This is a genomic window from Curtobacterium sp. 314Chir4.1 (assembly GCF_900215175.1).
GTDB classification, from domain to species: domain Bacteria; phylum Actinomycetota; class Actinomycetes; order Actinomycetales; family Microbacteriaceae; genus Curtobacterium; species Curtobacterium pusillum_A.
Genome location: NZ_OCMI01000006.1, coordinates 140,744 through 159,086 on the forward strand (window position 1 = coordinate 140,744; position 18,343 = coordinate 159,086).

Annotated in this window: 21 protein-coding genes; 7 read left to right on the forward strand and 14 right to left on the reverse strand. The window is 71.3% G+C overall.

What is annotated here, in order from left to right:
* Window positions 1-115 precede the first annotated feature (115 nt).
* From CRP27_RS17510 to CRP27_RS17565, 12 genes are all read right to left on the reverse strand, one after another.
* Window positions 116-1,429 carry an ATP-dependent RecD-like DNA helicase gene (locus tag CRP27_RS17510; RefSeq protein ID WP_097181888.1) on the reverse strand — a complete coding sequence of 438 codons (1,314 nt, stop codon included), beginning with the start codon at window positions 1,427-1,429 and terminating at the stop codon, window positions 116-118.
* A complete protein-coding gene (locus tag CRP27_RS17515; RefSeq protein ID WP_097181889.1) occupies window positions 1,426-3,330 on the reverse strand; it encodes a cytochrome c oxidase assembly protein in 1,905 nt (634 codons plus the stop codon). The genes CRP27_RS17510 and CRP27_RS17515 overlap by 4 nt, the downstream gene beginning before the upstream one ends.
* A 182-nt stretch (window positions 3,331-3,512) precedes the next feature.
* Window positions 3,513-3,800, reverse strand: coding sequence for an HU family DNA-binding protein (locus tag CRP27_RS17520; protein ID WP_071299873.1), 288 nt, complete (start codon window positions 3,798-3,800; stop codon window positions 3,513-3,515).
* Window positions 3,801-4,087: 287 nt separating this feature from the next.
* Window positions 4,088-4,393, reverse strand: coding sequence for a 30S ribosomal protein S14 (gene rpsN, locus CRP27_RS17525; protein ID WP_070417144.1), 306 nt, complete (start codon window positions 4,391-4,393; stop codon window positions 4,088-4,090).
* Window positions 4,394-4,395: 2 nt separating this feature from the next.
* Window positions 4,396-4,566, reverse strand: coding sequence for a 50S ribosomal protein L33 (rpmG, locus tag CRP27_RS17530; protein WP_022908193.1), 171 nt, complete (start codon window positions 4,564-4,566; stop codon window positions 4,396-4,398).
* On the reverse strand, window positions 4,566-4,802 hold the full coding sequence (gene rpmB, locus CRP27_RS17535) for a 50S ribosomal protein L28 (RefSeq protein ID WP_022903747.1): 237 nt from the start codon (window positions 4,800-4,802) through the stop codon (window positions 4,566-4,568). Before rpmB ends, rpmG begins: the two co-directional genes overlap by 1 nt.
* A gap of 442 nt (window positions 4,803-5,244) precedes the next feature.
* Window positions 5,245-5,940, reverse strand: a complete 696-nt coding sequence (locus CRP27_RS17540; protein ID WP_097181890.1) for an alpha/beta fold hydrolase — start codon at window positions 5,938-5,940, stop codon at window positions 5,245-5,247.
* A 10-nt stretch (window positions 5,941-5,950) separates the two neighbouring features.
* Window positions 5,951-6,364 carry a Fur family transcriptional regulator gene (locus CRP27_RS17545; protein WP_097181891.1) on the reverse strand — a complete coding sequence of 138 codons (414 nt, stop codon included), beginning with the start codon at window positions 6,362-6,364 and terminating at the stop codon, window positions 5,951-5,953.
* Complete coding sequence (locus tag CRP27_RS17550) at window positions 6,361-7,308, reverse strand: metal ABC transporter permease (protein WP_097181892.1); 948 nt, start codon at window positions 7,306-7,308, stop codon at window positions 6,361-6,363. The genes CRP27_RS17545 and CRP27_RS17550 overlap by 4 nt, the downstream gene beginning before the upstream one ends.
* On the reverse strand, window positions 7,308-8,183 hold the full coding sequence (locus CRP27_RS17555) for a metal ABC transporter ATP-binding protein (protein WP_097181893.1): 876 nt from the start codon (window positions 8,181-8,183) through the stop codon (window positions 7,308-7,310). Before CRP27_RS17555 ends, CRP27_RS17550 begins: the two co-directional genes overlap by 1 nt.
* The gene (locus tag CRP27_RS17560; RefSeq protein WP_097181894.1) at window positions 8,180-9,091 is read right to left on the reverse strand and encodes a metal ABC transporter solute-binding protein, Zn/Mn family; all 912 of its coding nucleotides are present in this window, start codon (window positions 9,089-9,091) and stop codon (window positions 8,180-8,182) included. The genes CRP27_RS17555 and CRP27_RS17560 overlap by 4 nt, the downstream gene beginning before the upstream one ends.
* 115 nt (window positions 9,092-9,206) lie before the next feature.
* Window positions 9,207-10,469: a PTS transporter subunit EIIC gene (locus tag CRP27_RS17565; protein ID WP_097181895.1), complete on the reverse strand. Its 1,263-nt coding sequence runs from the start codon at window positions 10,467-10,469 to the stop codon at window positions 9,207-9,209.
* 178 nt (window positions 10,470-10,647) lie between these two features.
* Here CRP27_RS17565 and CRP27_RS17570 point away from each other — a divergent pair, with 178 nt between their 5' ends.
* Together CRP27_RS17570 and CRP27_RS17575 are read left to right on the forward strand one after the other, a co-directional pair.
* The gene (locus tag CRP27_RS17570) at window positions 10,648-10,884 is read left to right on the forward strand and encodes a PTS transporter subunit EIIB (protein ID WP_097181896.1); all 237 of its coding nucleotides are present in this window, start codon (window positions 10,648-10,650) and stop codon (window positions 10,882-10,884) included.
* Window positions 10,881-11,333 (forward strand): glucose PTS transporter subunit IIA, encoded by a 453-nt coding sequence (locus CRP27_RS17575; protein ID WP_097181897.1) that lies wholly within the window; start codon window positions 10,881-10,883, stop codon window positions 11,331-11,333. Before CRP27_RS17570 ends, CRP27_RS17575 begins: the two co-directional genes overlap by 4 nt.
* 184 nt (window positions 11,334-11,517) lie before the next feature.
* Here the strand turns inward: CRP27_RS17575 and CRP27_RS17580 are convergent, their stop codons facing one another.
* Window positions 11,518-12,258, reverse strand: a complete 741-nt coding sequence (locus CRP27_RS17580; protein ID WP_097181898.1) for a GntR family transcriptional regulator — start codon at window positions 12,256-12,258, stop codon at window positions 11,518-11,520.
* A 106-nt stretch (window positions 12,259-12,364) separates the two neighbouring features.
* Here CRP27_RS17580 and CRP27_RS17585 point away from each other — a divergent pair, with 106 nt between their 5' ends.
* The 5 genes from CRP27_RS17585 to CRP27_RS17605 all read left to right on the forward strand — a co-directional run bounded on the left by CRP27_RS17585 (window position 12,365) and on the right by CRP27_RS17605 (window position 17,763).
* Entirely contained in the window at window positions 12,365-13,000 is a 636-nt protein-coding gene (locus CRP27_RS17585; protein WP_097181899.1) for a response regulator transcription factor, read from the forward strand.
* Window positions 12,993-14,195, forward strand: coding sequence for a sensor histidine kinase (locus tag CRP27_RS17590; RefSeq protein ID WP_097181900.1), 1,203 nt, complete (start codon window positions 12,993-12,995; stop codon window positions 14,193-14,195). Before CRP27_RS17585 ends, CRP27_RS17590 begins: the two co-directional genes overlap by 8 nt.
* A gap of 96 nt (window positions 14,196-14,291) precedes the next feature.
* Entirely contained in the window at window positions 14,292-16,301 is a 2,010-nt protein-coding gene (locus CRP27_RS17595; RefSeq protein WP_176505672.1) for a bifunctional lysylphosphatidylglycerol flippase/synthetase MprF, read from the forward strand.
* Window positions 16,298-17,578: an esterase family protein gene (locus CRP27_RS17600; protein ID WP_141399817.1), complete on the forward strand. Its 1,281-nt coding sequence runs from the start codon at window positions 16,298-16,300 to the stop codon at window positions 17,576-17,578. Before CRP27_RS17595 ends, CRP27_RS17600 begins: the two co-directional genes overlap by 4 nt.
* The gene (locus CRP27_RS17605; RefSeq protein ID WP_097181903.1) at window positions 17,575-17,763 is read left to right on the forward strand and encodes a hypothetical protein; all 189 of its coding nucleotides are present in this window, start codon (window positions 17,575-17,577) and stop codon (window positions 17,761-17,763) included. Before CRP27_RS17600 ends, CRP27_RS17605 begins: the two co-directional genes overlap by 4 nt.
* Here CRP27_RS17605 and CRP27_RS17610 read toward each other — a convergent pair.
* Entirely contained in the window at window positions 17,725-18,300 is a 576-nt protein-coding gene (locus CRP27_RS17610) for a GNAT family N-acetyltransferase (RefSeq protein ID WP_097181904.1), read from the reverse strand. The genes CRP27_RS17605 and CRP27_RS17610 overlap by 39 nt on opposite strands.
* Window positions 18,301-18,343 lie beyond the last annotated feature (43 nt).

Below are 18,343 nucleotides of genomic sequence, written 5' to 3' on the forward strand. Positions count from 1 at the left end.
CGCCGAGGTCGCGCGACTCGCCATGTGCTCGCCGCCGAGGTCTCACGCGCTGCCGCTCACTCGGCGCTCCGGCGGCACTTCTTGCGACCTCGAGAGCCCGCGAGCCGTCCGGGTGTCAGTCGTCGTCGGGCTCCGGCGCCTTCGGGGCCTCGAGTTCCGTCGCCACCACGCGCGGCGCCTCGGACATGAAGCGCCGGACGTCGAGGTCCACGATGATGTCCTGCGGCCGCAGCGGCCGGGTGAGGTAGAGCCCCTCGAGCGAGGTCAGGCGCGACAACGCGACGTACGTCTGCCCCGCGCTGAACACCCGGTTGCCGAGATCCACCACGGCCCGGTCGTACGTGCTGCCCTGCGACTTGTGGATCGTCACCGCCCACGCCAGGCGCAGCGGGAACTGCTGGAACTCCCCCACGGTGTCCTTCTTGAGTTCCTTCTTGTCCGGGTCGTAGGAGTACTTGAACTTCTCCCACACCGACGGCTGGACCTCGAAGGACTCCCCGTCGACGTCGACCCACACGGTGTCCCGGATGGTCTGCACGATCCCGAGCGTGCCGTTCACCCAGCGCTGGTCGGGGTCATTGCGCAGGAACATCACGTGCGCGCCGGGCTTGAGCTCGAGGGCTTCGTCGGCCGGGAAGTTCCGCCCGCCGAAGTCCCCGTTGACATCGGCCCGCGCCGTCCTCAGCTTGCCCGGCAGCCGGTCGAGCGCGGCCTTGTTGATGCGCGCCACGGTGTCGTTGCGCGTGGCCAGGGTGATCGCGTCGTCCGGGGCGGGTCGCGCCCCGGCGGCGTTGAGCTGGCCGGCCACGTCAGCCGTGACCCGCCCGTGCCGCACCGCCGTGAGCATCGCCGCGAAGGCGTCGTCGCGCTGCCGGTGGACGGTCGCGAGTTCGACGATGTGCAGCTCGGCCTCGAGCCACACCTTGGCGTCGAAGAACCACATCGAGCGGTAGTGGTCGGTGAAGTACGCGCGCTCGTCCCCGTCGCCGGGCACCGGTGGCAGCTGGTACGGGTCCCCGAACATGACCACCTGCACCCCGCCGAACGCCTCGAACTGGCGGCCGCGGGCCTTGCGAAGCGAGCGGTCCATGGCGTCGAGCAGGTCGGCGTTCACCATCGAGACCTCGTCGATCACGAGGGTGTCGATGGTGTTGAGGAGCTTGCGGGTTTCCGGACCCTGTCGGAGCTCGGCGTCGGCGATGAGGCCGATCGGCAGGCGGAACAGCGAGTGGATGGTCTGGCCGCCGACGTTCAGCGCTGCGACACCGGTCGGCGCACAGATGACGACCTGCTTCTCAGTGTTCCACGACAGGTGGTTGAGGAGCGTCGACTTGCCCGTCCCCGCACGCCCGGTGATGAACACGTGGTCACGGGTGTGCTCGATGTACTCGAAGACCGCGCGCTGCTCGGCGCTGAGTTCGACGCTCATCGGGCGTCCATCCCGGCGTGGTGCTCGCGCCGCACGCGGACGAGCACCACCCCGACGACGGTCACGAGCACTGCGGCACCGGCGACGACGAGCAGGACCCCGGCACGAGCCTGGTCGACGAGCGGGGCCGGTCCCCACGTCCTGCCCATCGCGCCGAACCACGACGCCTGCAGGAGCCCGAGCGGCCCGCGCATCGCGATGCCGAGCGAGACCAGTCCGGCCGCGACGACGACCGCACCGGCGATCCGGACGAGTGCAGCGGGCACCGACGCCCGTCGTGCACCGGCCGCGACGGGCGTGAGCAGGCTCGGGACGGCGAGCAGTCCGACGAGCAGGAACACGACGTCGATCACGGTGCGCCCGGTGGAGTCGCTGACGGACCAGCGGAGCGCGTCGGTCGCGAAGAACGCCCACCACACGGCGGCGAGGAACACGAACGCCGGGAACGGCTGCACGAGGTACCGCACCGCGGCGTTGTCGAGCAGCACGGTGGTCCACTCGCGCACGCCGGTGCTGTCGTCGTCACGCGGGTGCACGGCCGCGCGGATCAGGCTCACCGGCGCCGCGGCCCAGAGCAGCGCCGGGACGACGAGCCCGAGGAGCAGGTGGGCGCCGACGTTCGCCGACACCAGGAACCGGTCGTACGTGTGGAGCGAGCCGGAGGTCGCCACGACGAGCGACACGAGCGCGATGCCGAGCGCCACCGTGCGGCGGACGGGCCAGTGCTCGCCGCGTCGTCGGAGCCGGACGACCCCGGCCGCGTACGTCGCCGCGACGAGCACGGCCGCCATCAGCCAGAACAGGTCGACGTTCCACGCCGTCAGCCAGCCCCAGGCCCCGGGGGCGTGCGGCAGGGTGTCGTCCGTCAGCAGCTCGGCCGGTGACGGGTCGGTGGTCTTGCTCAGCGCGATCTGGTCGACCGGGGTCGCGGTGCGACCGAGTGCCGCGGCGAACCCGCTCGCGACGCCCATGACGGCGAGTTCGACGACGATCAGCAGCCAGAACGGACGACGATGTCCGGGCGCGACGGTGAGGGAGCGGATGGCGCGCTGCCGCTGCACGGCACCGAGGACGCCGATCGCGACGATGGCCCCGGTCTTGACGAGCACCAGCACCCCGTAGGCGGTGAACAGGTTCGAGAACGCGCCGACGCGGATCTGCGCCGAGGCCACCCCGGACACGGCGACGAGCACGAAGCAGCCGAGGGCGATGCTCGAGTACCGGCCGACGACCACGGCCAGACGAGCGCCGTCGATCACGGGCCGGAGCAGCACGAGCATCAGGAGCCCGCCGACCCACAGCGCGGCGCCCACCAGGTGCAGGCCGAGCGCGGTGACCGCGGCGTCGTGGCTGGCCGTGCCCGCGGCGTGCCCCTGCTGCGCGAGCGGGATGAGCCCGATCATCGAGACACCGGCGGTCAGGGCGACCATCCCCCGCGAGCGCACGGCGAAGCACAGCACCGTGACGGCAGCCGCGACGAGGACGGTCACGAGCCAGGCGAGCCCGAGGTCGGTGCCGGTGAGGAACACGCCCATCGACTGGCCGAACTGCTCGTCGAGGCTGACCTTCGAGCCGGCGACGCTGAGGAAGGTGAAGAACGTCGTGACGGCGGACGCCACGGTCCAGATGCCCGCGGCGCCGGCGGCGACGTCGATCGCGCGGTTCCACTCCGGAGCCGTGCGGGACAGCCCGACGGTCGCGAGGGCCAGTCCGCCGATCGTGGCCGCGGCGGAGAGGTCGACGACCAGCCGGGCGATCGGGAGGCCGAAGCGCACCACGGCACCCGGATCGGCGATGAGCGCGGCGTTCGCCCCGCCCCCGAGGACGAGGGCGACCAGGAGGGAGACGAACCCGACGAGCAGCAGCACGGCGGGGCCGGCGATGCGCGCGATCCGGTTCACCCGTCAAGCCTAGGCGCTGCCCCACCCGGCCACGGAATCGGGCGGGCCGACCTGTGGGCGGCGATCCGTGCCTCCAGGCTGTGGAGGAGCAACCACGCAGCGGACGCGCACCCGAGCACCGACGCTGCCCGGGAACGACGAAAGGGACGGCCGAGGCCGTCCCTTCCAACGCGGAAGCAGTCTTACTTGACCGCAGCCTTCAGCTTCGAGCCGGCGCTGACCTTGACCGAGTCGCTCGCGGCGATCTCGATGGCCTCACCCGTCTGCGGGTTGCGGCCGGTGCGAGCGGCGCGGTGGGTCTTCTCGAAGGCGATCCAACCGGGGATCGTGACCTTGGTGCCGTCGGCAACCGAGCCAGAGACGACGGAGAAGAGTGCGTCGACGACGCCGTTGACGGTGGCCTGGCTCTGGCCGGACTCCTGCGCGACGGCAGCGACGAGCTCGGTGCGGTTCAGTGACTTGTCAGCCATGGATGTCCTCCTCGGACTTCTTGCAGTATCGGTCGGACGACTTCTCGTCCGGCGCCCGGAGCGGGTGCCCCGTGCCGCGGGACCGCAGGCGTGCTGCCCGGCGGAACCGGAGTCGAACGTACCAGCCACCTGGGACGAAACCCGCCGACTCGCCCGGATTTCCGGGGTTGTCGGGGTATCAACGGGGCTGGAGTGACCGATGTGACGAAGATGTCCCCCGAAACGGGTCGGGAACGGCGAACGCCCCGCCACCACTGGGGTGACGGGGCGTTCGCGGAAGCAGGTGCTTACCAGGAGCTCTTCGTGATGCCCGGCAGCTCGCCACGGTGGGCCATGTCGCGGAAGCGGACACGGCTGATGCCGAACTCACCGAGGTGGCCACGGGGGCGGCCGTCGATGGCGTCGCGGTTGCGGTAGCGCACCGGCGACGCGTCGCGCGGGAGCTTCTGCAGGCCGACGCGGGCGGCCTCACGCGACTCGTCGGAGCCGTTCGGGTCCACGAGGGCCTTCTTCAACTCGAGACGACGCTCGGCGTAGCGCGCGATGATCTCGGCACGCTGGTTGTTCTTCGCGATCTTGCTCTTCTTCGCCATGCTTAGCGCTCCTCACGGAAGTCGACGTGCTTGCGGATCACCGGGTCGTACTTCTTGAGCACGAGACGGTCCGGGTTGTTGCGACGGTTCTTCTTGGTCACGTAGGTGAACCCGGTGCCCGCCGTGGAGCGGAGCTTGATGATCGGACGAACGTCCTGACCCTTCTTGGCCATCAGATCTTCTCCCCACGGGCGAGGAGATCCTTGACGACGGACTCGATGCCGCGTGCGTCGATCACCTTGATGCCCTTCGCGCTGAGCGTGAGCGTGACGTTACGACGAAGCGAGGGCACGTAGTACGTCTTCTTCTGCACGTTCGGGTCGAAGCGACGCTTCGTCCGGCGGTGCGAGTGCGAGATGTTGTGTCCGAAGCCGGGGGTGGCTCCGGTCACCTGGCACACTGCTGCCATGGTTTCCTCCTGAGGTACCGTGCGGCTGACTGCCGCACCCAAGTTCACTTGCCTGGCACGCACGCGCTGCGGCTCGGTCGGTGACCGGGCTGTCTGCGAGGGGGTTGTGCGCGCCGCCCAGGCCCGCTGACCCTGTCGAAGGGCCGGTGAGCACCGCGCGACCGCGGCGTTCGCGACGGTCGGAGGGCTTGGAACAACTGGGCTCGCCGCGCGGACGCGGAGAACCAAGGGTCAAGCGTACGCGACGACCGGGCGTGTCGCAAACCGCTGGGGTCGCGGCTGCGTCGTCGGTCGTTGGACGTCGGTCGTCGGTCGTCGGCCTGGAGGCGCGCCCCACGTCCGGCGGGTGCGTCCAGTCAGCAGAAATGGTCGGGTCACGTGCCGCCACCCGACGGTTCCTGCTCAGTGGATGCGCGGACGCCCGCCCGCGAGCGCGGACGCGCTACGGCGCCGCGGTCGGCGCTGGCGCCAACGCCTGCACCATGAGCTCGCCGAGCTCCTGCGGCGCCGTGAACATCGGCCAGTGCCCCGTCTCGAGCCCGACGATCGAGAGCTCCTCGGTCGCCACGAGTTCCGCCGCCCAGGTCTGGTGGTCGGCCACCATCGTCGCGAGGTCCGTCGCCGGGATCTCGCACGTGATCACCGTCGCCGGGATCGTGTGCCGCGCAGCGTCGGAGTAGTGGAACCGATCGGACGGCACCGCGGCGGGCTCCGGGATCGCCCGGTGCTCGAAGGCCTCCCGCAGCTCGGCCGTCATGCCCCGCACGGTCGCCGGCTCCCAGACGTCCCACGAGGGCAACGGCACGACGCCGTCCGCCACGGGCAGCTCGTCGTTGACGCAACCGCCCTCCGGCCCGGGGAACGTGTCGACGTAGAGCAGGTGCGCGACGAGCGACGGCCGCTGGTCCGCGGCCATGTACGCGATCGGCCCCGCCCCCGAATGCCCCGCGAGCACCACGGGCTCGGAAGGCGTGGCGACGTCGTCGAGCTTCTCGACCAGTGCGGCGACCTGCTCGTCGAGCGTGTCGCCGTCGCGGGTGACCGCCTCGACCGAGTGGCCGGCGGCGCGCAGCACCGGGGCCACCTCGTCCCAGGCGCTCGCGTCGAGCCAGAATCCGGGAACCAGGATCACGTGCATGACGCGGAGACTACGCGCCGGTGCGCGCTGCCGTGCACGATGCGCACTCGCCGAAGATGTCCACAACGTGGCTGGCGTTCGTGAAGCCGTTCGCCGAGGCGACCTCCTGCGCCCACCGCTCCACCGGGTCCGCCTCGATCTCGACGGTGCGGCCGCAGTTCCGGCAGATCAGGTGGTGGTGGTGCGCGTCGGTCGTGCAGGCGCGGTACAGCGACTCGCCGTCCTGCTGCAGGGAGTCGGCGTCACCCTCGGTCGCCAGGTCGGACAGCGCCCGGTACACGGTCGCCAGTCCGATCGTGGATCCGTCGTCCCGCAGGTGCTGGTGGAGCGCCTGGGCGCTCACGAACCCCTCGGTGCTGGAGAGCGCGGTGCGCACGGCCTCGCGCTGCCAGGTGTTCCGCTTCGGCTTCTGCACGGCGTTCATGCGGTGACTCCTTCCTTGCGGCTCGCGTCCGAGGACGCGTCCGGCGTTCCGGCCTGGAGGCGCGGTGCGCCCCCGCCACGCTGGTCCCGGCCCGTGATCCGGTCGCGTCCACGGCGGTCCTTGCGTCCGCCGACGATGCGGCAGACCACCCAGATCGCGAACGAGATCGTCGTGACGTAGGGGCTGATCGGCAGTCCGCCGCCGAGGGCGAGCAGGATCCCGCCCACGACCGACACGACCGCGAACACGGTCGACAGGATCGGCACGACCACCGGGTGCGAGCTGAGGCGAAGGGCCGCGGCCGCCGGGGTGACGAGCAGGGAGAGCACGAGGAGCGCGCCGACGATCTGCACGGACACCGCGGTCGCGAGGCCGAGGGCGAGCATGAACACGATCGCCAGGGTCCGCACCGGGATGCCGGCCGCCGCCGCGACGTCGGGGTCGACGGACGCGAACATCAGCGGACGCCAGATCACGAGCAGCGTCGCCACGACGATCGCCGCGATGACGATGAGGAACGTCAGCTGCGGGTTGTCCACCGAGACGATCTGACCGGTGAGCAGCCCGAACTTGTTCGCCGCCCGACCCTTGTAGAGCGCCAGGCAGAGGATGCCGAGCCCGAGCCCGAACGGCATGAGCACGGCGATGATCGAGTTGCGGTCGCGGGCCTTCGAGCCGAGCAGTCCGATGAGGAGCGCCGCGATGACCGACCCGACGAGCGACCCCGTGACGACGTTGACGCCGAGCAGCAGGGACGCGCTCGCGCCCGCGAACGAGAGCTCCGAGATGCCGTGCACCGCGAAGGGCATGTTCCGGGCGACCACGAACGGCCCGATCAGACCACCGACGATGCCGAGCACCGCACCCGCCCAGATGGAGTTCTGCACGAGCACGACGAGCTCGCCGTAGTCCTGGAACGAGAAGATCGTCGACCAGACGTCCATCAGATCCGCCCTTCGTCCGGCGCCGGAGCGTGCGGGTCCGGGTCGCAGTGGTGGTCGTGGGCGTCGTTGGCGCCGACGATGACGATCCGCCCCATCGTGCGGACCACGTCGACGGGGGTGCCGTACAGGTCGGAGAGCACGTCGGTGCGCAGGACCTCGTCCGGCGAGCCGATCCGGAACCGCCCGCCGGCGATGTAGAGCACCCGGTCCACCACGTCGAGGATGGGGTTCACGTCGTGCGTGACGAACAGCACGGCTGCGTCCCGCTGTCGGCGCTGCCGGTCGATGAGCTCGGTGACGCCGCGCTGGTGGCGGAGGTCGAGCGAGATGAGCGGTTCGTCGCACAGCAGCAGTGCGGGGTCGGCGGCGATGGCCTGCCCGACGCGGGTGCGCTGCTGCTCCCCGCCGGACAGCTCGGCGACCGGGGCGTCCGCGAACGCCGTCGCGCCGACCTCGTCGAGGATGCGGTCGACCCGGGCGCGCTCGGCACGGCTCGCGGGCAGGATCCCCCACCGCGACCCGGTGACGCCCTGCGCGATCATGTCCCGTGCGCGGAGCGGCGTGCCGGGGTCCATCAGTCGCTGCTGCGGGATGTACCCGATCTTGCGGTGCCCGCGACGGACCGGCTGGCCGAGGAACGACATCGTGCCCGAGGTCAGCCGCTGCTGGCCCAGGACGGTCCGCAGCAGTGAGGTCTTGCCGGCACCGTTCGGCCCGAGCACGGCGACGAACTCACCCGGCGCCAGGTCGAGGTCGAGGTGCGACCAGAGCCGGCGCGCACCGTAGGAGAGCTCGGCGTCCCGCAGCGCGAGCACGGCGGAACCGCCACTGCCGGCGGCAGTGACGGTTCGCGAGGGAGTCTGGAGGGTGGTCACTTCTGGAGCGCCGCCTGCACCGCGTCGATGTTCGCCTGCTGCCACGAGACGTAATCCTCCCCCTTCGGGAGCGTCTCCGTGACACCGACGACCGGGATCCCGTTGTCCTCGGCGGCCTTCTTGACCTGTTCGGTCTCCGGGCTGGAGGTCTGGTCGTTGTACGCCAGGACCTTCACGGTCTTGTTCGTGAACAGCTTGAGGGTGTCGTTGAGCGCGGCCGGCGGGACGTCGTCGCCTTCCTCGATCGCCTCGGAGAAGGCCTCGGGCGTGACGTTGTCGAGCCCGATCGCGTCGAACAGGTAGCCGGGCACGGGCTCGGTGTAGGAGACCTTCTCGCCCGCGTACGTCTTCTTCAGGTCGGCGGTCGTCGACTCGAGCCCCTCGAGCTTCGTCGTCAGCGCGTCGGCGTTCTTCGCGAACTCGCTCTTGTCCGCGCTGTCGAGCTCACCGAGGCGCTTCGACACGTCGGCGACGAGCTTCACCATCGTCGGGTAGCTGTAGAACACGTGCTCGTTGAACTCGGCGTCCCCGCCCTTGTCGAGGCCGGACAGCTGCACGACGTTGATCGTGTCGGCCTTGGTGCTCGACGCGTCGGCGAGCGTGGTCATGAAGTCGTCGTAGCCGCCGCCGTTCTCGATGAGCAGGTCGGCCTTCGACACGGCGAGCTGCGTCTTCGCGCTCGACTCGAACGAGTGCGGGTCCTGCGACGGGTCGTTCAGGATGCTCGTGACGGAGACGTGGTCGCCGCCGATCTCCTCGACGATCGAGCCGTAGACGTTCGTGGAGGCGACGACCCGGACGGTGTCGTCGCCCGAGGCGTCACCGGAGGCAGAAGACGTCGCGCACCCGGTCAGGGCGAGCGCGGCGGCGCCGGCGACGAGCGGCAGGGCGAGGAGACGGTTGTGCATGTCCTCGAGCGTAGGGCTAGTTGATAACGGTTGTCAAAACCAGTATCAACCGGATGACGGACAGGAGGCGCGGCGCCAGCTGGCACCGCGCCTCCGGTCCCTCAGATGGTGACGTCTACGGCTTCGTGGCCGCGTCGATCGTGTTCTCCGCGATCGTGTCGTCCTCACGCCCCGGCGTGCGGAGGTTCCACTTCTTGATCACGAAGCTGAACAGGAAGTAGTAGACCACCGCGTACCCGAGGCCGATCGGGATGAGCCAGATCGCCCCGTCGGCCTTGCCGAAGTTCAGGACGTAGTCGATCGCACCGGCCGAGAACGAGAACCCGTCGTGGATCCCGAGCGCGTTCACGAGGGCGAGCGACGTGCCCGTCAGGACCGCGTGGATGACGTAGAGCGGGAACGCCACGAACATGAACGAGTACTCGAGGGGCTCGGTGATGCCGGTCACGAACGAGGTGAGCGCGGCCGAGAGCATGATGCCGCCGACGAGCTTGCGGTTCTGCGGCTTGGCGTTGCGCCAGATGGCGAGGGCACCCGCGGGCAGCGCGAACATCATGATCGGGAAGAAGCCGGTCTGGAAGATGCCAGCGGTCGGGTCGCCGTTGAGGAAGCGGGCGATGTCACCGTGCCAGATCGTGCCACCGGCGTTGAAGCTGCCGAGCTGGAACCACGGGAAGAAGTTCAGCAGCTGGTGCAGGCCGACCGGGATGAGCATGCGGTTCGCGAACCCGAAGATGCCGCCACCGATGACGGCGTTGTCCGCCACGGCGGTACCGGCAGCGGTGAGCGCGATGTCGAAGTAGCGGTACACGAACGACATGAGCACGGCGATGACGAGGGCCGCTGCTGCCGTCAGGATCGGGACGAGACGACGTCCCGAGAAGAAGCCGAGGAAGTCGGGCATCTTCGTGCGGTGGAAACGTGTCCACAACCCTGCGGACACCAGACCCATGACGATGCCGCCGAGGACACCGAAGTTGATCGTGGCCTGGTCTCCGTTCGCGTCCTTCACACCCGCCAGGACGATCGGCGACATGACGGCGAAGACCTGGTACATGACCATGTAACCGACGACGGCGGCGAGGGCCGTGGTGCCGTCCGACTTCTTCGCCCACCCGATGGCGATGCCGACGGCGAAGAGCAGGGGGAGCCAGGTGAACACGGCCTGCCCGGCGGCGGAGATGACGCTGGCGCCCGTCTCGAAGCCGGGGATGGCGCCGAGGAGGTCGGGCTGACCGATGCGGTTCAGGATGCCCGCCGCCGGCATGACCGCGATCGGGAGCAGCAGGCTGCGTCCGAGTCGCTGGGCGTTCGCGAAGACCTTGGACTGCTTCTTCGGCTTCTTCTCCGGCACGTCCGTGGCAGTGGTGGTGCTCATCGGAAGTCCTCTCGTCATTGGGTGGAGCTGTCGGGGTGAGTTGAGTCGTGCAGCCAGCGCAGGTAACCTCGGCGGTATCACCAGGTCCGGTCCTGTCCGGTCATGACCAGTTCCGTAGTCTGAACCGAGACCGGGCGCATGTCAACCTGGCGCTCACACCCTGAACGAGGAGGAACCGATGGCTGACATCAAGGCCGCTGACATCATCGCCGCGCTGGGCGGGGTGGAGAACATCGAAGAGGTCGAGGGCTGCATCACGCGCCTCCGCGTCGAGGTGGAGGACGGAGACCTCGTCGACAAGGCCGCACTGCAGGCCGCCGGCGCCCAGGCCGTCGTCGGTGGCGGCACCGGCTGGCAGGTCATCGTCGGCACGGTCGCCGACAACCTCGCGCAGGACATCCAGGACGAACTGTGACGAGCGTCCGGACCCCGTTCGCGGGCCCGGTCGTCGCACTCGCCGACGTGCCCGACCCGGTGTTCGCCGGGCAGCTCGTCGGCGCCGGCGTCGCGGTGGACCCGACCGGCGTCGAGGGCGCGGTCACCGCGGTGGCGCCCGTCGACGGCACCATCGTGAAGCTGCACCCGCACGCGTTCGCCCTGCAGGGTTCGGCGGGGACCGACGTCCTCGTGCACGTCGGCATCGACACCGTGAAGCTCTCGGGCGAGGGCTTCGAGCTCCTCGCGACGGAGGGCGACACCGTCTCCGCCGGTGACCCCGTCGTCCGGTTCACCCCCTCGGTGATCTCGGCGGCCGGCTACTCGCCGATCTGCCCCGTCGTGGTGCTCGGCTCCGCGCCGGACTCGATCGCGCAGGGCACCGTCGGCACGACCGTCCGCGAGGGCGACGCCCTCTACGAGGCGTAGTCGCCCGACGGGCGCACCACGCGCCTCCAGGCCCGACCCTCGCCAAAGCGACAGTGTGCTGCCGGAAGCCGGCAGCACACTGTCGCTTTCGCGCACCTGACGCATTCGTGCGCCGGCAGACTGTCGCTTTCGCGTACCCCGGACCGGCGTGAACCCGCGCGGACCGGCGCAGACCGGCGCGGCGCTACGCGACCACCTGCGGCGCCGTCGCCGTGACCTCCATCTGCACGCGGTACCGGTCCGACCGGTACCACGAGCGGGTGTGCTCCACGGGGCGCTCCCCCGTGTACGACACCCGGTCGAACTCCAGCACCGGCGCACCCGTCTTCGTCCCGAGCAGGGTCGCCACGTCGTCCGCCGCGGGGTTCGCCGCGACGGTCTGCTGCGCCCGGTCGATGGGCGTGCCGTACTCGGTCGCGATGATCGAGTAGACGGACCCGGACAGGTCGTGGTCGAGCAACCCGGGGAACGCGTCCGCCACGAGCCAGGCGTCGTCGATCGACACCGGGGCACCGTCGGCCATCCGCAGACGCTTCACGTGGAAGGCCGGGACGTCCGGGTCCAGGCGCAGCGCGGCGGCGGTGTCCTTCGGTGGGATCCGCTCCTCGCGCACGAGCACGACCGTCGTGGGCACGTGCCCCATCGCACGCATCTCCTCGGTGAAGGACGCCAGGTGCAGCGTGGACTGCACGGGACGGTGCGCCACGAAGGTGCCCTTGCCGCGGACGCGCTCCAGGTAGCCCTCGTTGACGAGCTGCCCGAGGGCCTCACGCACGGTGATCCGCGAGACGCCGTACTCGGCGATGAGCTGCCGTTCGGAGGGGATCGCGGCGCCGGGCGCGAGGCGCGAGGTGGCGAGCTCGAGGAGGATGCGCCGCAGCTGCTGGTGCTTCGGCTCGGCGCCCTCGGTGATGCGGCTCGTCATGCGTCCCTCGTGCTCCGTCGCTGGTCGTCTTGGTGGTCATGCGCGGACATGACCAGTTCGCATCACAGTAGCGAGTCCCTCTCCGAACGCCAACGTGCATGACAAGATGACGGCCGTGACAACCGTGGTGATCGTCGACGACGAAACGCTCGTCCGCTACGGCTTCGAGCTGATCCTCGGAGCCGCGCCGGACATCGACGTCGTGGCCACGACCGGCGACGTCGAGGCCGTGCAGGTCATCCGGACGCACGCGCCCGACGTCGTGCTGCTCGACGTGCGGATGCCGCGGGTGAACGGCCTCGAGGTCCTCCGCGAGCTGCAGACGCTCGCGGATCCCCCGGCGGTCGCGATGCTGACGACGTTCGACACGGACGAGTACGTCGGCCAGGCGATGGAGCTCGGGGCCGCGGGGTTCCTGCTCAAGGACACCGACCCCGAGGCGCTGGCCGAGTACGTCCGGGTCCTCGCCCGGGGCGGCGTGGTCCTCGCACCGGGTGTCGACCGGTCGCGGCTCTTCGCCCCACGCCTGCCCGGGCACGTGCCGCCGTCGCTGTCCGACCGCGAGCGCGCCGTGCTCCGGCTGGTCGCCGACGGCGCGAGCAACCCGGACATCGGCCAACGCCTCGGCGTGAGCACCGGCACCGTCAAGGAGGACGTCCGCGGCCTCCTCGCCGCGTTCGGCGTCCCGACCCGGGTCCAGCTCGCACTGCGTGCGGCCGAGGCAGGACTGCTGGATGGCTGAGCAGCCGACGGCCACCCGCCTCCGTCGGGTCCTCACCGCGACCGACGGGAGGCTCGACCGCCTCGTCGACGCCGGCCTGCGTTGGGTGCGCACCCACCGGGCACCCTGGTGGCTGGTCGACGCGTTCTTCGTCGCGGCCGCCGTCGCCGACGCCGTGCTCGACATCTCCGGAGCCACGACGGTCGAGACGTGGCTGTCGCTGCTCGCCGCAGCGGCGCTGCTGATCCGCCGCCGCTTCCCGGTGCTCGCGTTCGCCCTGACGATGCCCGGGCTGTTCGTCGGGTCCGCGGTGGTCGCCGCCAGCATCGCGCTGTTCACGCTCGGGGAGCGCACGGACCGCCGGTGGCTCATGCTCCTCGCCGCGCTCGTGCAGTTCGTCGGGTTCGGCGGGTTCGTCGGGCCGCCGCAGACCCTCGACGAGATCGTCGTGTCCGTCGTCTACGCCCTCATCTTCGCGCTCGGGCCCCTGGCCGTCGGACTGCTCGTGCAGACCCGTGCGCGCCTGACCGAGCAGCTCGCCGAGGTCCACCGCGCCCGCGAGGACGAACGCCGACAGGCCGCCGCCGTGGCGCTCTCCCGCGAACGGGCGCTGCTCGCGCGGGAGATGCACGACGTCGTCTCGCACCAGGTCACCCTCATCGCCGTGCAGGCCGGGGCGATGCAGATGGCCGGGCGGGACGAGGCCGAGCGCGGGTTCGCCCGCACGATCCGGCAGCTGTGCGTCGTGACCCTGCAGGAACTGCGCGAGATGGTGCAGGTGCTCCGGGCCTCCGGTGGCACCGACCGCGAGATCGCCCCGCAGCCCGTGCTCGCCGACCTGCCGCGGCTCGTCGCCGAGAGCGGCCTGGAGACCAGCACGACCGTCGACCTGCCGGACACCCTCGCGCAACCGCTCCAGCGCGCCGTGTACCGGTTCGTCCAGGAGGGGCTGACGAACGTCCGGAAGCACGCCCCGGACGCGACCGTCCGGGTGAGCGGCCGGATCCACGCCGGACAGGTGCTCGTGGACGTCGTGAACGGGCCGGCGCGGGCGGACCGGCTCGAGCTACCAGGGTCCGGGCTCGGGCTGATCGGCCTCGGTGAGCGTGCGTCGCTCCTCGGCGGGAGCATGGAGTCCGGTCCGCAGCCGGACGACGGGTTCGCGCTGCACCTGCGGCTCCCCGTCGAGCACGTGCCGGCGGTCCGCACCGTCTGACGGTCATCCTCCGAGCCAGCCGGGATGGCCGATCGGCCATCGTGGTTCACACCGCGGAGCGATGACGCGACGACCGCGACCGGCTGGGATGAGATCGTGGCCCCTCAAGCTCTGCTCGGACGACTCAGTCGCTTCCCGGTCTCCGTCGTCGTGACCGTCGTGGCGGGCGTCCTCGTCGTCTCCGCCCGGATGGCCCACGCGGAGCCGGACTTCCCGCACCACCCGCCCGTCGCCTGCCTGGCGCTCGTCGCGGTGGCACTCACGACGGTCCTCGCCGAACGCTCCCTCGGTTCCCTCCGGACCCTCGTGATCGGCGTCGGCGCACCTGCGCTCGCCGTGCTCGGGACGCTGGCGACGGTGTCGATCGGCGCCGCGTTCGGTGAGGCGCACGCCGAGTTCGCCGTCGGGCAGCCCCTCTTCGCGCCCTCGATCGTGGCCGCGGCGCTGCTCGGTGCCGCCACCGCCGCGATGCCGACGCAGCACCGGTGGCGGACCCGGACCGCCCTGTGGACCGTGGTGCTGACGCTCGTCCTGTTCGCCGGCCACGGGTCGGACCTGGCGCGTGCCCTGGCGACCCTGCTCGGGACCGCAGCCGGCGTGGTCGTCGTGCGCCGCGCCTCCAGTCCGGAAACCCGCACCACCCGCGATGCCGTGCGCGCACGCACGCTCGTCGTGAGCGCGCTCATCGCGCTCGGCGCGGGGACGCTCGTGACCCTCGTCGTGCCGGACCCCGACGGCGTGCTGTCCGTCTTCGTGGACGCGATGAGCGACCGGTCGGTCGTCGTCGTCGGCGTCCTGCTCCTCTGCGCGGCCTGGCTTGTGCACCGAGGCCGGCCCGCCGGGTTCGCCCTGGCGACCGGCGTCCTCGTCGTCCTGACCGTGGTGCTCGTCGACGTGTTCGTCATCGAGCCGATGCGCTCCGACGCCGTCCACTGGCAGGGGCTCGGGCTCGACGCGCTGGAGTGGCAGGTGACGCTCCTCGGTGCGTGGCTCGTGCCCGCCGCCGTCCTGCTCGCCGTCCTCGGGCTGCACGGACGGCTCGTCCGCAAGCGGTTCCGCGCGGCGGGCCCCTGCCGCGACGACCTCGTCGAGATGCTCCGCGACGGCGACGCCGGGACCCTCGGGCACATGGGCACCTGGCGCGGGAACGCGACCTGGACGCACCCCGGCGGACTCGGCGCGGTCGCGTACCGTGTGCGCGGCGACGTCGCCCTGACCGTGTCCGACCCGGCGTGCGCCGCGGCCGACCGCGCCGCAGTGCTGGCGGCGTTCACGGCGTTCTGCGAGCGGAACGGCTGGGTGCCCGCGTTCACGAGTGTGCACGAGCCGGTGCGGGAGATCCTCGTCGCCGAGGGCTGGTCCGCCCTGCCCGTCGGGGTCGAGTCCGTGCTCGACGTCACCGCGTTCGACCTGCGCGGGAAGAAGCGTCAGGACCTCCGGACGGCGTCGAACCGGGCAGACCGGGAAGGCGTCCGCGACGAGTGGACCACGTTCGGCGCACTCGACGACACCCGTCGCGCCGAGGTCGAGGCGATCTGCACCCGCTGGGCCGCCGACCGTCGACTGCCCGAGATGGGGTTCACCCTCGGCGGCTTCCGCGAGCTCGACGACCCGGACGTCCGACTCATGCTCGCCGTCGCGCCGGACGGCCACGTGACGGCCGTCACGAGCTGGCTGCCGGTGTACGAGCACGGCACGCTGACCGGGTACACACTCGACGTCATGCGCCGCGGCGAGGACGGGATGCCCGGCGTGATGGAGTTCCTCATCGCCCGCACGGCACTCCGGGCCCGAGACGCCGGCCTCACCACGATCAGCCTCTCCGGCACACCGCTGGCCGCCCACGCCGGCGCCGGGTCGTTGGTCGCCCGCGGGTCGATGCTCCTCGCCCGCGTGCTCGAGCCCGTGTACGGGTTCCGGTCGCTGCAGCGCTTCAAGGAGAAGTTCGGCGCACGACACGAGCCGCTCTGGATCGTCGTCCCCACGGCCCTGCACGTGCCGCGGGTGGCCCGGGCGCTGGCGTCGGCGTACGTCCCGGGGCTCCGGCCGAAGCACCTGTGGGCGCTGCGGCAGGCGCACCGCGGCACTGCGGCGTCGCGCTCGTGAGCCCGACCGAGTGGCTGCTCGCGACGCAGCTGCAGGCACCGTCGAAGCTCGTCCCGATCGACGTCGCCTTCACGGTGCTCGCGGTCGTCGTGCTGCTGCCGGTCGTCAGGTCGTGGCGGGATCGCCGTGCGTGGCGGTCCGTCGGGCTCCGTGGCGCGATCGCCGTCGCGGCAGCCCTCGTCGTGCTCGTCCTCTGCTGGATCGTGAGCGACGTCCTCAACGTGTTCGGGGTCGCGCTCAGTCCGGTCACCCGGATGTGGATCGCGATCGCGGCGGCCGGTCTCGCCCTGGCGGTCACGGGCATCGTGCAGGGCGGGCGCTGGCGCCGGGTGCTCGCCGTGGTGCTCGTGCCGGCAGCGCTCCTCGTCCCCGCACTCGGGGTGAACGTCGAGTTCGCCAAGTACCCGACGCTCGGGACCGTCGTGCAGAGCGACCCCTACCCGTCGCTCGACCTGCACGCGGCGCCGGCGAGGGCCCTGCCCTCCGTCGGCGAGGTCCGCACCGTCGACATCCCCGGCGCACGCTCCGGCTTCCCCGCCCGTCCCGCGATCGTCTACCTGCCGCCGGCCGCCCTCGTCCGCGATCCCGCTCCGCTGCCCGTCGTGCTCGCGTTCGCCGGCCAGCCCGGAGCCCCGAGCGACATGTTCACCGCCGGGCAGATGGGCACCGTGCTCGATGCCTACGCCGCTGCGCACCACGGCCGCGCGCCGATCGTCGTGTCCGTCGACCAGCTCTCGGCGCCAGGGCTGAACACCATGTGCGTCGACTCGCGACTCGGGAGGTCGGCGACCTACGTCACCGAGGACGTCCCCCGATGGCTCACCGCCCACCTGCCCGTCACACCAGACCGCCGGGCCTGGGGCCTCGTCGGCTTCTCGCAGGGAGCGACCTGCGCCATGCAGTTCCTCACCGGAGCGCCCGACCGGTTCGGGGCGGCCCTCGCGATCTCGAGCGAGCTGCAGCCCATCGACCAGAGCCCGCAGCACAGCGCCGACCAGGCGTTCGGCGGCTCGGTGGCGGCGTGGAAGGCGGCTGCCCCGATCGCACAGATGCGGGCGCACGGGCTGGGCGGACACACCGTCTGGCTGACGGCGGGGTCCTCCGACCACGCGTTCAGTCGGAACGCCCGCGCGCTCGGGACCGCTGCACGGAAGGCCGGGGCGCACTGCGACGTCGCGTTCGCGCCCGGCAGCGGCCACGACTGGAACACGGTGCAGTGGTCGCTGCGCACGGAGTTGCCGCGCGAGGCCGACGTGCTGTTCGGGGCGCTGCGGTGAGCCACGTCGTGCTCGGTGTGGTCGCCCTCGTCGCGATCGTCCTGCTCACCGTCGGTCCGGCCGAGGTCGCACCGCTCGCCGGGGTGCTCCTGGTGATCAGCGCGATCACTGCCGCTGCGACGGCCCCGCGTCGGTCGACCGGGGACTCAGGCGTTGGCGACGAGCCAGGCCCGCTGCGTCCGTGAGAGCGCCCGGTCTGCCCACACCTGACGCTCGACACCGGTCGGCAGCGTGGCGGACGTCGATCCCTGCCACACGAGCGACAACCCCGCCCGCTCGAGCACCGCGGCCGACGCCGGGTTGTTCGTGAGCACCCGACCCGTGATCGGGACGTCGGGTGCGACCTCGTGCGCAGCACTGACGGCGGCGCGGGCGATCTCCGTCGCGTAGCCGTTGCCCCACGCCGACGGTGCCAGCCGGTACCCGAGGTTCCACACCCCGGCGGCGGTCATGTCGACACCGCCGACCCCGAGGAACGCGTGGTCCGCAGCCGAGCGCACCGCCCACGACCCGAGGCCGTGACGAGCGCGACCACCGATCTTGCGCTGGACGAGGTCCACGGTCGACGCCCGCACCGTGTGCCGACCGGCGGGCAGGTGGGTCCACGTCCGGGCGTCGGAGAACACGTCGTGCACGTCGTCGATGTCGGCGGGGGTCAGCGGGGTGAGCAGGAGGCGATCCGTTCGGATCTCCTGCGGGGGCATCAGGAGCTGGTGGACCATGCGTCGATCATCCCGCCGCCCACCGACATCCGGGTGAACGGCG

Coding starts and splice junctions, on each gene's coding strand:
- CRP27_RS17570 (WP_097181896.1), top strand. CDS start 10,648: ATGGCTGACATCAAGGCCGCTGACATCATCGCCGCGCTGGGCGGGGTG.
- rpsN (WP_070417144.1), bottom strand. CDS start 4,393: ATGGCGAAGAAGAGCAAGATCGCGAAGAACAACCAGCGTGCCGAGATC.
- rpmG (WP_022908193.1), bottom strand. CDS start 4,566: ATGGCCAAGAAGGGTCAGGACGTTCGTCCGATCATCAAGCTCCGCTCC.
- CRP27_RS17560 (WP_097181894.1), bottom strand. CDS start 9,091: ATGCACAACCGTCTCCTCGCCCTGCCGCTCGTCGCCGGCGCCGCCGCG.
- CRP27_RS17545 (WP_097181891.1), bottom strand. CDS start 6,364: ATGAACGCCGTGCAGAAGCCGAAGCGGAACACCTGGCAGCGCGAGGCC.
- CRP27_RS17520 (WP_071299873.1), bottom strand. CDS start 3,800: ATGGCTGACAAGTCACTGAACCGCACCGAGCTCGTCGCTGCCGTCGCG.
- CRP27_RS17585 (WP_097181899.1), top strand. CDS start 12,365: ATGACGGCCGTGACAACCGTGGTGATCGTCGACGACGAAACGCTCGTC.
- CRP27_RS17565 (WP_097181895.1), bottom strand. CDS start 10,469: ATGAGCACCACCACTGCCACGGACGTGCCGGAGAAGAAGCCGAAGAAG.
- CRP27_RS17540 (WP_097181890.1), bottom strand. CDS start 5,940: ATGCACGTGATCCTGGTTCCCGGATTCTGGCTCGACGCGAGCGCCTGG.
- CRP27_RS17510 (WP_097181888.1), bottom strand. CDS start 1,429: ATGAGCGTCGAACTCAGCGCCGAGCAGCGCGCGGTCTTCGAGTACATC.
- CRP27_RS17590 (WP_097181900.1), top strand. CDS start 12,993: ATGGCTGAGCAGCCGACGGCCACCCGCCTCCGTCGGGTCCTCACCGCG.
- rpmB (WP_022903747.1), bottom strand. CDS start 4,802: ATGGCAGCAGTGTGCCAGGTGACCGGAGCCACCCCCGGCTTCGGACAC.
- CRP27_RS17550 (WP_097181892.1), bottom strand. CDS start 7,308: ATGGACGTCTGGTCGACGATCTTCTCGTTCCAGGACTACGGCGAGCTC.
- CRP27_RS17610 (WP_097181904.1), bottom strand. CDS start 18,300: ATGGTCCACCAGCTCCTGATGCCCCCGCAGGAGATCCGAACGGATCGC.
- CRP27_RS17580 (WP_097181898.1), bottom strand. CDS start 12,258: ATGACGAGCCGCATCACCGAGGGCGCCGAGCCGAAGCACCAGCAGCTG.